Annotated in this window: 21 protein-coding genes and 1 pseudogene; 11 read left to right on the plus strand and 11 right to left on the minus strand. The window is 41.0% G+C overall.

Annotated features, from left to right (window positions below; genetic code table 11):
* Positions 1-28 precede the first annotated feature (28 nt).
* The 7 genes from BM135_RS08265 to BM135_RS08285 form a co-directional block, all read right to left on the minus strand.
* A complete protein-coding gene (locus BM135_RS08265; RefSeq protein WP_092519287.1) occupies positions 29-316 on the minus strand; it encodes a DUF3850 domain-containing protein in 288 nt (95 codons plus the stop codon).
* A 4-nt stretch (positions 317-320) separates the two neighbouring features.
* Positions 321-542 carry a TraR/DksA family transcriptional regulator gene (locus BM135_RS08270; protein ID WP_092519288.1) on the minus strand — a complete coding sequence of 74 codons (222 nt, stop codon included), beginning with the start codon at positions 540-542 and terminating at the stop codon, positions 321-323.
* Complete coding sequence (locus BM135_RS08275; RefSeq protein ID WP_069317857.1) at positions 535-786, minus strand: DUF2732 family protein; 252 nt, start codon at positions 784-786, stop codon at positions 535-537. The genes BM135_RS08270 and BM135_RS08275 overlap by 8 nt, the downstream gene beginning before the upstream one ends.
* A gap of 76 nt (positions 787-862) precedes the next feature.
* Complete coding sequence (locus BM135_RS16605; protein ID WP_281244125.1) at positions 863-1,099, minus strand: DUF5347 family protein; 237 nt, start codon at positions 1,097-1,099, stop codon at positions 863-865.
* An 8-nt stretch (positions 1,100-1,107) separates the two neighbouring features.
* Positions 1,108-1,230 carry a DUF5347 domain-containing protein gene (locus tag BM135_RS17185; RefSeq protein ID WP_217644292.1) on the minus strand — a complete coding sequence of 41 codons (123 nt, stop codon included), beginning with the start codon at positions 1,228-1,230 and terminating at the stop codon, positions 1,108-1,110.
* Positions 1,231-1,260: 30 nt separating this feature from the next.
* Complete coding sequence (locus BM135_RS08280; RefSeq protein ID WP_092519289.1) at positions 1,261-1,464, minus strand: DNA-binding protein; 204 nt, start codon at positions 1,462-1,464, stop codon at positions 1,261-1,263.
* 7 nt (positions 1,465-1,471) lie between these two features.
* Positions 1,472-1,669, minus strand: a complete 198-nt coding sequence (locus BM135_RS08285; RefSeq protein WP_092519290.1) for a hypothetical protein — start codon at positions 1,667-1,669, stop codon at positions 1,472-1,474.
* An 84-nt stretch (positions 1,670-1,753) separates the two neighbouring features.
* On the opposite strand from BM135_RS08285, the gene BM135_RS08290 reads away from it, so the two are divergent.
* From BM135_RS08290 to BM135_RS08310, 7 genes and pseudogenes are all read left to right on the plus strand, one after another.
* Positions 1,754-2,089, plus strand: a complete 336-nt coding sequence (locus BM135_RS08290; RefSeq protein ID WP_092519291.1) for a helix-turn-helix domain-containing protein — start codon at positions 1,754-1,756, stop codon at positions 2,087-2,089.
* A 59-nt stretch (positions 2,090-2,148) separates the two neighbouring features.
* A complete protein-coding gene (locus BM135_RS17930; RefSeq protein ID WP_422646117.1) occupies positions 2,149-2,277 on the plus strand; it encodes a hypothetical protein in 129 nt (42 codons plus the stop codon).
* A complete protein-coding gene (locus tag BM135_RS16940; RefSeq protein WP_175486027.1) occupies positions 2,219-2,461 on the plus strand; it encodes a hypothetical protein in 243 nt (80 codons plus the stop codon). Before BM135_RS17930 ends, BM135_RS16940 begins: the two co-directional genes overlap by 59 nt.
* A 183-nt stretch (positions 2,462-2,644) precedes the next feature.
* A complete protein-coding gene (locus BM135_RS08295) occupies positions 2,645-2,986 on the plus strand; it encodes a helix-turn-helix domain-containing protein (RefSeq protein WP_092519292.1) in 342 nt (113 codons plus the stop codon).
* A gap of 132 nt (positions 2,987-3,118) precedes the next feature.
* Positions 3,119-4,123 (plus strand): phage integrase, encoded by a 1,005-nt coding sequence (locus BM135_RS08300; RefSeq protein ID WP_092519293.1) that lies wholly within the window; start codon positions 3,119-3,121, stop codon positions 4,121-4,123.
* Between the two features lie 335 nt (positions 4,124-4,458).
* Positions 4,459-5,721: pseudogene (locus tag BM135_RS08305) on the plus strand (tyrosine-type recombinase/integrase).
* A 320-nt stretch (positions 5,722-6,041) separates the two neighbouring features.
* Positions 6,042-8,309 (plus strand): AAA family ATPase, encoded by a 2,268-nt coding sequence (locus BM135_RS08310; protein ID WP_092519294.1) that lies wholly within the window; start codon positions 6,042-6,044, stop codon positions 8,307-8,309.
* Positions 8,310-8,333: 24 nt separating this feature from the next.
* On the opposite strand, the gene BM135_RS17675 is transcribed toward BM135_RS08310, so the two are convergent.
* The 4 genes from BM135_RS17675 to BM135_RS08330 form a co-directional block, all read right to left on the minus strand.
* Positions 8,334-9,242, minus strand: coding sequence for an ssDNA-binding protein (locus BM135_RS17675; RefSeq protein ID WP_092519295.1), 909 nt, complete (start codon positions 9,240-9,242; stop codon positions 8,334-8,336).
* Positions 9,243-9,244: 2 nt separating this feature from the next.
* Positions 9,245-9,532 (minus strand): hypothetical protein, encoded by a 288-nt coding sequence (locus BM135_RS08320; protein ID WP_092519296.1) that lies wholly within the window; start codon positions 9,530-9,532, stop codon positions 9,245-9,247.
* A 228-nt stretch (positions 9,533-9,760) separates the two neighbouring features.
* Positions 9,761-10,042: a hypothetical protein gene (locus tag BM135_RS08325; protein ID WP_092519297.1), complete on the minus strand. Its 282-nt coding sequence runs from the start codon at positions 10,040-10,042 to the stop codon at positions 9,761-9,763.
* A gap of 315 nt (positions 10,043-10,357) precedes the next feature.
* Complete coding sequence (locus tag BM135_RS08330; RefSeq protein ID WP_092519298.1) at positions 10,358-10,618, minus strand: LCI fold-containing protein; 261 nt, start codon at positions 10,616-10,618, stop codon at positions 10,358-10,360.
* A gap of 372 nt (positions 10,619-10,990) precedes the next feature.
* Here BM135_RS08330 and BM135_RS08335 point away from each other — a divergent pair, with 372 nt between their 5' ends.
* The 4 genes from BM135_RS08335 to BM135_RS08350 are packed head-to-tail and all read left to right on the plus strand — an operon-like array spanning position 10,991 to position 15,643.
* Complete coding sequence (locus BM135_RS08335; RefSeq protein WP_092519299.1) at positions 10,991-11,728, plus strand: ABC transporter ATP-binding protein; 738 nt, start codon at positions 10,991-10,993, stop codon at positions 11,726-11,728.
* Positions 11,697-12,929 (plus strand): ABC transporter permease, encoded by a 1,233-nt coding sequence (locus BM135_RS08340; protein WP_245737335.1) that lies wholly within the window; start codon positions 11,697-11,699, stop codon positions 12,927-12,929. The genes BM135_RS08335 and BM135_RS08340 overlap by 32 nt, the downstream gene beginning before the upstream one ends.
* On the plus strand, positions 12,922-14,385 hold the full coding sequence (locus tag BM135_RS08345) for a TolC family protein (protein ID WP_092519301.1): 1,464 nt from the start codon (positions 12,922-12,924) through the stop codon (positions 14,383-14,385). Before BM135_RS08340 ends, BM135_RS08345 begins: the two co-directional genes overlap by 8 nt.
* A complete protein-coding gene (locus tag BM135_RS08350; protein WP_092519302.1) occupies positions 14,378-15,643 on the plus strand; it encodes an HlyD family secretion protein in 1,266 nt (421 codons plus the stop codon). The genes BM135_RS08345 and BM135_RS08350 overlap by 8 nt, the downstream gene beginning before the upstream one ends.
* Positions 15,644-15,756 lie beyond the last annotated feature (113 nt).

Below are 15,756 nucleotides of genomic sequence, written 5' to 3' on the forward strand. Positions count from 1 at the left end.
ATCTAGCAATACACACGATAGCATTCGATTAGTTCAATCGTCTTATTCTACTGGCTTTGTTCGGCATTAAAATTGACTTTATAAAACCAGAATACACACATTGAATACATAACCCGACGTCAGTCACTTTTACGATAATAAAATCATCAGTTAAATTGTCTTTATCATCAACTTCATACAATCCAAGAAAATCACCTTTTTTATATTCATGGTCATTCATTCTAAATACAGCTTTTTTATCACCACTACTTATAACGTTAAAATCAACACTTCTTATTCCTAAATTACGTATTGTACGTACCGTGCCTTTATTCATTTTATTAACTCCGATAATGTTTATTAATTAATTCAAAATCAGCCTGACAATCCACACAGCGGGAACAACCAAGAACCTGAATACGGCGTATTTCAATAATTGGTTCGCCGCAGTCTTCACATTCAAATGCTGAAATACCTACGGGACGGTTTACATGCTGTGCAATTTTACGCGCCAGTATTTCCTCAGCCTGTTGGCAGGCGTAATCAATATCGACATCAAACATAGTTCCACTCTTGCACCTGACGCTCTATTTCACTGGCCTCGCTTTCCAGCAGGCTGACAATGGCATCGCAATCTAAGCGATCCCGTTTCGCAATCATGGCGAAGTGACGCAGGCGCGAAGCGTGACCATCTGCCCTGACACGTCTTTCATCTTCACGATTTTGTTTGATGCAGCGTTCAATAATGACCGCATGGTCATCGGTGTTTATTTCAGCAGGGGTAAAGATAGGGTCGGGTATATTCATTTTTCGATTTCCTTTTTTTAGATAATAAGAAACCCTGTGCGTTGGCACATAAAAGCAATTAAATTAAATCGATAAATTAATGCGATATTAATTCAGGCATTATCAGTTTATTCGGCAACAAACCCGCGACCGCTTTAAATTGATGAATGGCAGAAATTAATGAACGCTGCTCTTCAACCGTGAAGTCTTTAAGTTTGTTATTAAATTGCGATTTATCAAAACCCGCCAAATGGAATATTAAATGCAATACCCGCTCATTATTTCGGATTTGGTTATTATTGCGATCGCGCATCATGTCGATAAAATCAGCCAGCTGGCTGTTTAACTCGCCACTTTTTTAGACAGTTTAAAAATAATGGCATGGGCTTTAGCGGTATGATTCATGCCGTCAATTCTTTCATCAACGGTCTGTGATACCGCGCGGCACGGTTCAGTATTCGCCATTGCATCACCTTTACAGTATGGTTAAGTACTTCAACTATTTTCGATTGCATCTTGCAGCATGGCGATCAGGTTGACTTGAATTTTATCCTTAGCCCCTTTCTTTGGCCGGATGATTATCTCGCCTTTGTTAACCATGCCACGGCAAGTGTTTTCAGGGATACCACTAAGCTCAGCATATCTACCAATCGAAACGTAAGGTGAAACAACGTAATAATTGATAATGATGTTTTTCATTAGCTACCTATTCCACCTGAACTTGGGAAGATTTTTTCCCAGCCAAATAATAAATCCGAGCTAAACTTGCTTTAGAGCGGCTTTCTTTGAGTGACAAGGCTTCCAACTCTTCGTTCTCTTCTAAGGACAACCGTATTACAACTTGTTTTCCAGAGGCTACGCCTCTCGGCAATCGTGACAATCGAACATGTTTATCGTGTGACATAATGTTATATTGTGATCCGTTAAGTTATGAATATGTCTATTATTTGCAGAAAACTGCAATGTGTCAACAAGGAATTGCGAAAAAATGCAAATCTGTGATCGTCTAAGAACAGAAAGAGAGAAATTAGGTTTAACCCAAAGTGAAGTAGCAAAGATGTGTGGAGTCGCGTTCAGAACGTATTGCGACTATGAAGCAGGAAAAACTGAACCCAAAGCATCTTTTTTTTCAAAATTTAGCGAAATAGGCGCAGATGTGATGTTTATTCTGACTGGGCAGCGCATTATACAGGGAAAGATATCGATGGAAGAACAAGCACTGATCGAACACTATCGCGCTATGAGTGATGAATCGCGCGCAAACATGCGGGCAGTAGGTTCTGCTTTTGCACAAGCAACGCCTGATAAGAAAGCAAATAGTTAATTATAAATAAGGAAATTAAAAAAATGTGTACCACTGGCTCTAGGCTACGTGAAGAAAGGATGAACTTTAAACTTACTCAATCTGAGTTGGCTGATATAGGAGGGATACATAAAAATACACAAGGGAACTATGAAAATGATCAAAAATCTCCTGATTCCAAGTACCAAGTACTTAAAGAAATTGTCTGAGTTAGGAATGGATATTTTATATATCATAACTGGTGTACGTTCCACTCAACCAGAAATATCACAAGAAGAACAAAAATTAATTGAACACTATCGTGCCATGAGTGAAGAATCGCGCGCAAACATGAGAGCGGTAGGATCAGCTTTTGCGCAATCAACACCTAATAAACAGGTCAAAAATGTATAATTATTCAAATTTTAACCGTTTACATAGTTAACTACGGTTTAATTAACTAATTAAATAATAACAATACGTAATTGTGATCTGTGAATATATTTCTCTTGTGTCGTAATGTTACATTAACAACCGCTAGCTGGTTGTTTTTGCATCGTTAGTTTATACACATCCAAATATGTCGGAGACACTTTAATGAGCACAATGGGAAGTAGAATAAAAGAAAAACGTGAACACTTAGGATTAAGCCAGACTGAGTTTGCAAGTTTGGTCGGGTATTCGCTTATTCAGCAAATCTGTTATGAACGTGACGAAATTCCTCTGGGTGGGTTGTATTTACAGGCATTAGCAAAACACGGAATTGATACACTTTACATTATTACAGGGAACAGACTTAATCCTATAAATATATCGGCAGAGGAACAGGAAATAATAGAAAACTATCGCGCCATGAATGAGGCGTCGCGCTTAAAGTTACCAGAAGTTAGCCATGATTTTGCATACAAAAGACATATCGAAAGCATAGGGAATAAATAACTACAGTCCTTAGTTGGTATATATTTATTAATTAAGGCTGTAAATATTTATTTCCTATTTTGTTTTTCCATATGGTCAACCGCGTTATTGGCCGTTTAATTAACTTTCAAAAAATGAGCAATAAAATAACCTATGACCGTTAGAAAATTATCTTCTGGTAAATGGATTTGCGAATGCTACCCCAATGGTAAAACTGGTACTCGCATAAGAAAGCAGTTCGCAACCAAAGGCGAGGCTATGGCTTTTGAGAGAAAGCTATTCCCCAAAAACGTCTCACCGGATAGCGTAAAACAGGCTATTAAATTAAGTAACCTCGTTGAACGCTGGTATGAAATGCACGGTAAAACGCTCAATTCGGGTCACTCACGAAAATCTAAACTGGATGCAATCTGCTTGCGATTAGGTGATCCCTATGTGACCGAGTTTGATAAAAATATGTTCGCGGTTTATCGCGAGCACCGCCTTAACGGAAAGTGGAATGCAAAAGGCAAAGCCGCTCCAAAACAAGCAACCGTTAACCGAGAACAATCTTACCTGCATTCCGTTTTTTCAGAGTTAAAAAGACTGGGTGAATGGGAAGGTAGCAATCCTCTTGATGGCGTTCGCCAGTTTAAAGAAGGCGATCAAGAGTTAGCTTTTCTTTATGACGAAGATATAAAGCGCCTGCTTGCTGCCTGCGATGAATCGAAAAATAAAGACTTGGGTTATGTCGTTCGCCTTTGCCTTGCTACTGGGGCAAGATGGGGAGAAGCGCAATCATTATCTCAATCTCAGGTGATGCCTTATAAAGTTACCTTTACTCAAACCAAAGGTAATAAAAACAGAACCGTCCCTATTTCGAAAGATTTGTATGAGTTGCTGCCTAAAAGGCGTGGGGCGTTATTTTCAAATTGCTATGACGCATTTGAAGGGGCATTAAAAAAAGCAGCTATTGATTTACCTACCGGGCAGCGCACACACGTTCTCAGACATACGTTTGCATCACATTTTATGATGAATGGCGGGAACATTTTGGTACTACAACAAATATTGGGTCATACTACTATTATGATGACGATGCGTTACGCACACTTCGCTCCAGATCATCTGGATGCAGCAGTCACACTCAACCCTTACGACAAACTCAAAAAAAACTAAAAACTCCAAAAAAAGTGGCGACGTAAATACACATTAATTTATATTTATATACATTAGTAAATATTAACTTGATATTTTTCAGTAAGTTACTGTTTTGTAAGTAACACATAAAATTTTTAAAATCCCTCGACCTTTAGGTTGTGCGGGTTCAAGTCCCGCCCTGGGCACCAAATATAAGTTTACTAACGTCTACACTAGTAAACTAACTCCTAGAAATACCTGATAAATCAATCAGGCGTTTTCTTTTTAGGTCTACTCTAGTCTATTGCAATCAACATGCACGGCGGGGCATAATCAGGGGCACCTACACTTCTATTTTAAATGTGCCCCTTATAATGAAATTAAACGCACGACAAATTGAAACAGCAAAACCCAAAGAAAAAACCTACAAACTCACCGATGGTGGTGGTCTCTATTTAGAAGTCACGACACGTGGCTCGAAGTACTGGCGCATGAAGTACTACCGCCCCACTGATAAAAAAGAAGACCGACTGGCGTTCGGTGTCTATCCGGCCATCTCTTTAGCTGATGCTCGCACCAAACGAGATGAAGCAAAAAAGCTGATTGCTCAGGGTATTGATCCCAAAGCCGAGAAAAAAGACGCACATGCTGGAGTAAAGGGAAAACATACCTTTGAAAAAGTCGCCCGTGACTGGCACGCCAGCAACAAACGCTGGAGCGAAGATCACGGCAACCGCATTCTACGCAGCCTTGAACATTATATATTCCCGCATATTGGCAGGCTGGATATTTCCACTTTACGGACAAGCCAACTGTTAGCGCCGATCAAAACCGTTGATGCTGATGGAAAACATGATATTGCCCAGCGATTACAGCAACGTGTCACTTCCATCATGCGTTATGCCGTTCAGAATGATATCCTTGATTCCAATCCGGCTAATGATATGGCTGGTGCACTTTCTACTGTTAAATCTAAACATCACCCAGCCTTACCCCACGAACGTTTACCTGAATTTTTGAGCCGACTTTCTCGCTATCGTGGACGCTTAATCACCCGTATCGCGGTGGAGCTGACTGTATTAACGTTCGTCCGTTCCAGTGAATTGAGATTTGCGCGTTGGGAAGAACTCGACATTGAAAATGCAGTCTGGAAAATCCCGGCTACAAGAAAATCCATTGAAGGCGTTAAGTTTTCCGAACGAGGCATGAAAATGAAAACGGAGCATATTGTGCCGTTGAGTCGCTAGGCTGTTACTCTGTTCAAGTCATTACGCGAACTGAGCGGTGACTGTGAAGTCATGTTCCCTAACGATCACGATCCACAAAAGGTCATGAGTGAAAGCACGGTTAATAATGCCCTTCGGGGCATGGGATACGACACCAAAACCGATGTTTGTGGGCATGGGTTCCGAACAATGGCTCGTGGTGCAATGGGAGAATCAGGATTATGGAACGATGATGCCATTGAACGACAGTTAAGCCATGTGGAAAGAAAAAATGTCAGAGCTGCCTATATTCACACGTCTAAACATCTGGATGAACGGAGACTGATGGTGCAGTGGTGGGCCGATTATCTGGATGCCAACCGCGAAAAACATATCACGCCGTATGATTTTGCTAAGAAACGCCGGAAGTAACATTAATTAATATTTATAATATACTGAATAAAAGATGATTTTTTAGACTTTGTTGGCACTACCAACAAAGTCTGCTTTTTATACAACCCATAGTTGTATTATTTCATCTTTAATCTGATAATAGATGGATTAAAACATTTTAATGATCAAGGTAATGCCGATTCCTATTGTACCTATCAATGAGCAAAAGGAATACGAAGTTATTTCAGAAAAGGTAGCAACGTTGATTGAAAACTAATGCGAAGACAACGAGGCTACCAGCAACAATTTCTTATCGATCAGAAAAAAAAGCCTTTTCAGGCGAACTCTGAGGAGAGGACATGATCGGCGAAATCCAAATCAATTTACCGCTAGCTACCTACCAGAATCCTGCAAGGCTCAGTGATCTCCGCCGCATCAATTATATTTTTGGTGCAAACGGTACAGGTAAGACGACCATTAGTCGTGTGATTGCTCAAGCGCATGGCCATGAGCATTGCCAACTGCAATGGAAAAGTGGCATAGAGCTTGAGCGGATGGTGTATAACCGGGATTTCGTTGATCGAAACTTTAATCAGGATGGTCCTCTACAGGGTGTTTTTACCTTGGGTGAAAATCAGATTGAAGCTGAGCGCGAAATCGCTCGTTTACAGCCTGAAATAGCTAAAGTAACTGACCGAATATCAAGCCTTAATATCCAATTAGATGGTTCGGATGAACACCCCGGTAAACGCAAAGAACTCGAAGACCTCGAACCTGCACTGCGTGATAAATGTTGGAAGCAGAAACAACTACATGACTCCTATTTTCAGACTGCATTCAGTAGGCTACGAAAAAACGCCGAGAATTTTAAAGTAAAGGTGTTAGCTGAGCAGGCATCGAATAAGGCTGAATTACTCATGCTGGAAGAGCTGAAACAAAAAGCACAGACTATTTTTTCAGATAGCATTGAATGTACCACACTGCTTGAAAATTTGTTAGCCGATGATCTTGTCATCATTGAGGGAAATCTATTACTGCAAAAAGTGATTGTCGGGAGTCAGGACATTGAAATTGCAGCTCTCATCAACCGTCTGGGTAACAGTGATTGGGTAAAACAAGGTCGTAAGTATCACGAGCAGAACCCGGGGACATGCCCTTTCTGCCAGCAGCCAACGGATGATCATTTCTCTAATAATCTCGCGGCATTCTTTAGCGAAGCCTATGACAACGACATACAATCGCTAAAGGAGTTGCAAACGAACTACCAGAAGGCAAGCGACCGATTAACAGCTGCCATACAGCGCAATGTGGAAATTAATAACCCGTTCCTAAATATAGATCTGTTTAATGCAGAATCCCAGGTGCTTGTTGAACGACTGAAAGTCAATCAATCCAAACTGGTAAACAAGCTTGATGAACCAAGCCGAAAAATGGAACTGGAATCAGTTCAACCCCTGATCACACAGTTGCAGGCCTTGGTGATAGAAGCCAATGAAGCGACAACCCGTCATAACCAAACTTTGGCTAATATTACAACTGAGAAACAGACATTAACTTCTCAAGTCTGGCGTTATGTATTAAATGAATTAGCCGACGACTTGCAGCAATATCATCAAGCTAAGGATCGCCTGACAAGAACCATTCAAGGCATGGAAAAAAGCCTGAGGGAAGAGAAAATACAGCTTCAAGGTCTGCAAAATCAAGTAAAAGAGCTGGAAAAACAAACTACATCTATTCAACCAACTATTTCAGCAATCAACGATCTACTACAGAAATTCGGTTTCCATTCCTTTTCTATCGCTAAGGCCGACGAAGACTGTCACTATCGAATAATTCGTGCAAACGGTGAGGATGCAGGCCGTTCACTGAGTGAAGGAGAAAAAACGTTTATCACTTTTTTGTACTTTTACTACCTCATCAAAGGGGCTCAATCCCCCTCAGGCATTACAACAAATCGGGTAGTTGTGTTTGATGATCCCATATCTTCGTTAGACAGCGATATTCTCTATATCGTCAGCAGTCTTATGAAAAGTGTGATGGATGAGGCAAGAAACCAGAGCTCTTCGATCAAACAGATATTTATACTGACTCATAATGTCTATTTTCACAAAGAGATCAGCTTTAATAGGAGCAGACCAGCCGATGGAGTACTCAATGAGGAAAGTTTCTGGCTGGTCAAAAAGCTACAGCATGGTTCAGTTGTTGAGCGTTATGAAACTAATCCAATCCGTTCATCCTATGAACTTCTATGGGAAAATGTGAAATCAAAAAACATTTCTAGTATCAGCCTGCAAAATACATTACGCCGCATATTGGAAAACTACTTCACTATGTGGGGTGGAATGAGTAAAGATGAAATCTGTACACTCTTCGAAGGGCGTGACAAGTTGATTTGCCAATCTCTATTTTCCTGGGTCAACGATGGCTCTCACTCAATTCATGACGACCTGTATATCAACCATGGTGAGCAAACCAATGAAGCATATCTTCGTGTCTTTCAAAACATCTTCGGTAAAGCAGGTCAAATTGGCCACTACAACATGATGACAGGAGCTACCATCAAAGACTCTGGTGGGTCAAGTATTCAATCTGTTGATCTAGCAATACACATGATAGCATTCGATTAGTTCAATCGTCTTATTCTACTGGCTTTATTCGGCATTAAAATTGACTTTATAAAACCAGAATACACATATTGAATACATAACCAAAACGTCGGCTTCCGCGTCAGCCCCTTCGCTGATATCGTCAAAATCATCCACAGAGGCAATACCGCCGCCCGCGAATGCGTCACCGTCTCTCAGGAACTGAACGCCAGACAGGGATGCGGATATGCCTTTGCCGTTGTTTTCGTAGGCGAAAATACTGATAGTCGCGTTCACGTAACAGCCGGAATACGGGCGGCCATCTTGTGCGGTAAGTGGAGTGCGGTCACGGTCAATAACCAAAGGGCGCGCTTTATTATTGGCAGAAATAAACATACAACCTGCGTAACCGTCATAATCGGGTTTATCATCGCCATCGCGGAAATTAAACCGCATATGATTCAGGGCACCGGGCGCATATAACATTAGTTGCTCATTTGCCTCGGTGTCCACTTTTACGCCTCGGATATACTTCAGGTCATGTACTTGCAGCTCACTACCCTTGATAATGATAGCGTCAGCCGTACCGAAAGAATTTTCAACGCCGATCACCTCGGAAAAATCGACGCGCTGTTCAATCAGCAATTCATTGCTCTGAGCCAGTGACCACACCGTTTCGACATATTCACCTACTGCCTCCACCATTTCCCCATTAACGCACGGTGTGTCAGGTTTAAGCAGGACGTTTTGCCCCAGATATTCGGCGGTAGTTTGCCCCATTGTGAATGGCTCGCCCGCCAGTGTTGGGTCTTGGCGATTACGCAGGACATTTGCAGCGAGGGTATGGACGGCTGTTCCCTTCAGTGCGAACGGTGATTCAGTGTTTGGAAATCCTGCTTCCATCGCCAGGCTGCCGTGACAGCGTAGCCAACGATGTGCTGCTGAGGGTGATAGTTTTGCATGTGCCTCCGGCATGACTATTCCTCCACCCAAGCATCTTCGGCTAATTTTAGAACTTCAGCTAATTTCTCTTGAGGGATATCACCCAGTTTTTTAGCCCCGAATTTAGCCACGATACCCACAGCCTCGCTGCGGTAACCCCCTTTTGCCAGCCGCAAAAGTGTTTGTTGGGCCTTATCATAGAGTACGGTATAATCTGGCTCTGGCTCTGAGGTATCGGCTGTTTGTTTATCCTTATTTAATAGTAATACAGCAAATTCGCGGCGTTCGGTGATACCGGGGATATCGTCCCAACTTTCGACCATTTCCAGACACAAATCTAAAATAACAGATTTCGTCAGTGGCTTGCTAAGTCTGTTGATCTGAAGATCTGATCAAGAGACAGGACTAGTCAACGGTGGTTCGTTGTTTTCTGTCTGATCATTGCTGAAATTTTAGAAACTATATAACGGGATATTATTACCCATAATGAAATTAAAACCCCATTATTTAAATGAGGCTTATTAGGGAGGTGTAATAAGGAGATTTTTCTATTACTTTACACCTTCATATTTACCAACATAAACATTCATTCCACAGACATATAATTTTTTAAATCCTTTTAAATACCATTTAATTCCATTTTCATGACGTACATCAAGAAAAACAATACCCTCTTTAACAAGATATTTAGTATATATGCCATTATTGTATTCTTCAGGAGAAGAGTAACAATTGATCCAGGGAATATCTACGCTTGCCGATGCAGTCCCAATACCGTCAGTTAAGGTAATACTTACGGCCAATGCTCCGCCTATTAATAATTTCTTAAACATAAAACATTCCTTCAACAATGTTGCAGCTTACGATTTGAATTTATCACTTATAAAATCATATTTGATAATGTGCGCTAAATATAAATCATCATCAGATGGTTTTGCCATTTCAAAATTTAGAAATTGCGTATATTTTTATTTCAAATTAGAATTTGAACCGATATTATGAAAGGGAGTTACAACAGGTTGATAAAAAAAGCAGAGGATATAATTACGTAAAACCCCGTTATTTTAACGAGGTTTGCTAGTGTTCTGAAAGCCTATAATTAAGAGGTTTTTCGGTAAGGCTTTATCTTTTTTTACCTTATTTACTTATTAACGTCTATAGTGACCAGCCCATATTCCGTTGCCACAATTTTTAATACTACCTTTAAAATACCAAGTGCTCCCATTATATTTAAATACGTTTGCAAAATTTCTATAAGGATTAACAACCCACATACTATCTCCCACAATAAGTTTATCAGTAATTCCTGTCCCTTCACAATAATATGTCCTTCCATCTGCCGATGCAGTCCCAATCCCTGCGATTAATGCTGCTGCTAATGCCCCAGCTGTTAATAATTTCTTGAACATAACAATTCTCCTTTAATAATTTTTAAATTTTCAACTTAAATGTATCGCTTGCCATAACACATACTAAATCTAAATCACTACTAGATGACCTACAATTTTAAAATTTAGAAACCATCTATATATTTCATTCTGGATTATAAACCTAACTTCTATTATTGTGATTTATAACAAGTCATGATGATGCTATCAATTACATAAAGAAAGTTATTTATAATTGAAATTTGATTCACTGTTATTATATGGATTCAAATAGATTAGGATATTATTGAATCATTAACTCATTAGTGTTAGAAAAATTTGGTTGTTTTAATAAAAAGGCTATTGCTTCTGATAAATATAGATATTAAAAAAGTGGAGAAATTATAAAAAATAATGGATCTTATAAATTATATTCAGTCTACAGTACCAATATCACCTGTTATCAGTATGCAACAGTTAACCCGTGTTTATCAACATGGTGGAGAAAGCCAAACACCGGTTCTGAAAAATATCACGGCACAAATTTTTGCCGGTCAGAGTTGCGCTATTGTTGGAATATCGGGGTCAGGTAAAAGTACCTTACTGAATATTCTCGGTTTGTTGGATAAACCAACCTCCGGGGAGTATTTTCTTTGTGGCATTGACATGTCAACAGCAAACGCTGACCTTCGTGCCAGGATGCGTAATAAAGAAATTGGCTTTGTTTTTCAAAGTTTTCATTTATTAGCTGGAATGACTGCCACAGAGAACGTCGCTCTGCCGCTCTTTTACCGTGGTATCCCAGCCTCAAAGGCCTATAAAATAGCCAGAGAAAAACTGCATTTGGTTGGCCTTTTACATCGTGCCGTTCATTACCCGGCAGATTTATCCGGCGGACAGCGACAACGAGTGGCTCTCGCCAGAGCATTGGTAGGAGAACCCTCGTTACTGCTGGCTGATGAACCTACCGGTAACTTGGATCAACAAACGGCAGAAGAAATTTTATTGTTACTTTCTTCTCTTCATACAGACAAAGCGATGACGCTGGTCGTAATAACGCATGACCCTGTGGTTGCGAACCATATGCAGCGTGAATTACGTATCATTGATGGTCAATTGCATGAAACCAGAGGTATGGCAATTCATGCATGATAATAGCCGATCCGGCAACTATGGCATGTCGGTATTAATGATATGGAGAGAAGCCTGGCGTAACTTAATGGCAACGGGGAGAAGTACCCTGCTTGCTTTATCAGGTATTGCTATTGGTTGTGCGTCTGTTGTGGCATTTGTTAATACCGGGCATAACGCCACACTTTCTGTATTGAAAATGTTCAGCGGGCTTGATATCAACATCATTACAGCAAATCTGAACTCCTATAATCATGGGGTTGGTAGTGCGTCAATTAAAATGGCCGACCTGACAACGGCTATTCCTGGTTTATCTTCAGCAGCACCGTGGATCTATTTTCCTTCTTCCGGGCGCTATAGCGGGAAAACAGAAACATTTACCGTGATAGGCTCCTCTGCGGAGCTTGAGAAAGTCATGCAATTACAACTTCGTCATGGCCGCTTCATTTCTGATTATGACCAGCACTCTTCTCACCTGGTCATTGGCAATGAAGTGGCCGTTTCCCTTGGTCAAGGAGACGCATCCCGTGTACTTGGCAGTCAGATTCAGATTGGCAATTATTTATACACTGTGATTGGTATTTTTAATACACAAGGGCGAAATCCCATCTTTCCTTTTTCTTTGGATTCGGTGGTGATTGTTCCTATCAATGCCATGCGTAAAATATCACCCAATACTGATCTGAACGGCATCATCGCTCGTACTATAACAACCGCGACCACAGAAACTGATGCAAAGGATTTATTGGCGTTGCTCAAGCGTAAGTTTCCAGAGGTTGAAATTGATGTCCAGATACTTAAGAAATTACTGGAAGGAATGGCAGATCAAAGCAAAACCTTTTCTTTCATGCTGATCGGGTTGGCAGGCATTTCGCTACTCACCGGCGGTATTGCAATTTCAAATGTTATGCTTATGAACGTTTCGACCCGACGAAAAGAGATTGGGTTACGTATGGCTTTAGGCGCAAGACCCCATGATATCCGATGTCTTTTTTTGTATGAAGCGGCAGCATTGACTTTTGCCGGTGCAATCCTTGGTGCACTGGCAGGTGTCATCGTCTCCTTTCTTTTCGTACTTTATTCTGGCTGGTCATTTTCGTTAGCCCCTTTATCTATTCCTTTAGGGATAGGTAGTTCAATTGTAGCGGGACTTATCTCTGGCTTCTATCCCGCACATAAAGCCTCACAGATGGAACCTGTACAGGCATTACGTGATGATTAAAAAATATTTCCTTTATGGATCTTTGACCTTGTTTTTCCTTTTTCCTCGAACAGGAAGCCCTGCATCTGAACAGGAACAATTAACTTTATCAGAACCTGATTACAGTCTACAGGGGAAAACCTCAAGAGAGGTTATAGGCCTGTCGTTGAGCGATGCGATATGGCTTGGCTTAAGGAATAACTATGCGATCCGCAGTGTTTACCTGGATCGTATCGCTCAGAAATTTGATTTACGGGTGGCAGAAGATCGATTCACACCAAAGCTACAGCTGAGTGGGAGTTACATTACGGGTAAAAATCAGGATTCAAATTTTAGGAAAACTAACCTTTCTCCTAATGCCACATTACTTACTCCTCTGGGAACGCGTTTCACGCTTTCCTGGACTCGTGATAACACTAAATTGGGGATAAACAACTTTCACAATGACGGTGCCAGTATTACTGTGATACAGCCTCTTTTACGAGGAGCAGGATTCGATGTTAATAATGCTCCGATCTTACTGGCTAAACTCCGGGAACAAACCAATCGGCTAAATTTAAAAGCGACTATTTCCGATTCAATCACGCAAATTATTCTGACCTACCATGCGTTACTCCGTGCTCAGGAGCAACAATCATTATCTGCCGCTTCCCTTAAGCGTATGCAGAAATTAGTGGAGATCAACAAAGAGTTGATTAATGCAGGCAGAATGGCCCAGACAGATATAATACAAATGCAGGCTGATCTCGCCATGCAGGAGCTTTCGGCAAAAGAGGCTGAAAACAATGTGCATGCCACGAAGCTGGCATTGCTTAAGTTACTCGCTCTAAACCTCAAAACTCCCATCTATGCTACAGATACGCTAAAAGGAACTCACGTAAGCCTGAATATTGAACAATCAATTAAAAAAGCACAGGCTCAGCAGCCGGGTTATCTTATCCGGTTACTTACAGCAAGAGTTGCAGATATTCAATTATTGCAGGCCCGAAATAATCGGCTCTGGGATTTATCTCTGGTCGGAGGTGCATCCCAGAATCGCTCATCATCTCCTGAAACCCGAAACTGGGAAAATTTTGTGGGTATACAACTGGATATTCCAATAGGTGATATGACACAGAAACAAACGGAAGTTCAGGCCAGAGTAAACGTTCAGAAGCAGGAATTACACTTGGAGGAGGCAAAAATAAATCTGGAACAAGCAGTAACCAAAGTCATCCGTGATACAGAATCACGCTGGCAGGAATATCAGTTAGCGATAAAAGCCAGTTTACTTTCTCAAAAGAAACTCGAAATTGAACAGGAAAAATTACAGGCCGGACGATCCAGCAACTTTCAGGTTCTGAGTTTTGAAACTGACCTAAGAAATGCCGAAAATGCACGTCTGAATACACTTATCCAGTACCTCAACTCTCAGGCTGAACTGGATCAAACTCTTGGAACCACACTAGAAAGTTGGGAGATAACGCTCAATGATTAAACGTTATCGATGGGTCATAGCTGGCATATTTGCAATGATGGCCTGTTTTTTTGTCTTTTTGTCCTCAGGGAATTTGTCCTCAGGCTCTTTGTTTTCAGAACCACCGCCCGCTCAGGAATCAGTGCAGTGGATTGAAGTAAAACATGGTCTTATAGAAAAACGACTAGGTTTGGTAGGTAATCTGCAATCTGGACGTCTTGAAACCATACCCGCTCCGTTTGATGCAATTATCAAACAAGTCTTGATCAAAGAAGGACAGTGGGTGAACGCTGGCCAGACATTAGTCACACTTGATACCCGAAAGCTTGATATTGAGCTTCGGCAAGCGCAAGTTGAGATGATTAAGGCCTCATCTGTTGTTGACCAATTGCATGACTGGGAAAACAGTCAGGAAGTCATCCGAGCCAGAAGAAACGTTGAAAATACGAATCATACAGTTATGGAATTGAAAAATAATCTCGCAAAAACACAGGCTCTTTTTTCACGAGGTATCATTCCACGAATGGAAGTGGAAGCCCTCCAACAGCAGCATCGCCGACAACTAATGGAACTCGCTTCAGCACAGGACGATCTTAAATCCATTAGACAAAAAGGAAGTTTTAATAATTTAAATGTCGCAAAGATGGAGCTTCAGAATGCAACGAGCCGCTATCAGGCATTACAGGAACAATACTTACATAAAGAAATTAAAGCGCCATTTTCGGGGGTCGCACTTAGGACCAAACAGGGAGAAAGTGGGAAGCTCTTAACTATTCAGACAGGAGTTCGCGTTACCGAAGGAATGCCCTTACTGGAAATTATGGACACAGTACAATATCAGGTATTGGCGCAGGTTGAAGAAGCCGATCTCGCCAAACTCAAAGAAGGACTGACAGTAAAAATTAGTGGGGAAGGATTTTCTGATCACCTTCTGGATGGAGAAATTGAAACCATTGCCATGCAAAGCGTGAGTACGGATAAACTAGGATCGGCGATTTATTATGATGTTGTGATTAAAGTGACTTCACCCATGAGCCAGGGTTATCCCATCAGACCCGGTATGAGTGCCAGAGTCAATATTGTTATTTATCGCAATGAACAGGGAATAATTGTACCAGAAGCAGCACTAACTCATGATAGCAATGGACAATTAATAGTAAATTGGCGCCCGGATTTAAAACGTCAGGCCGTGTCTCGCCAGATAACTGTTGGGGAGGCTATGCCGGAAGGTATTGAGGTTCATGGACTGGAAGAGGGATTTATCGCACTGCCTCGTTGAAAACGATAATTCGAGATATATAAATGCCTTCACTTTTTAATGCCTTTTATTATGAGCTTACCTTCATCTGTTTTAATTTCCACTCCATTTTTGTTACGTCTAGAAAGGAAAAT

The organism is Xenorhabdus japonica, assembly GCF_900115195.1.
Lineage (GTDB): Bacteria > Pseudomonadota > Gammaproteobacteria > Enterobacterales > Enterobacteriaceae > Xenorhabdus > Xenorhabdus japonica.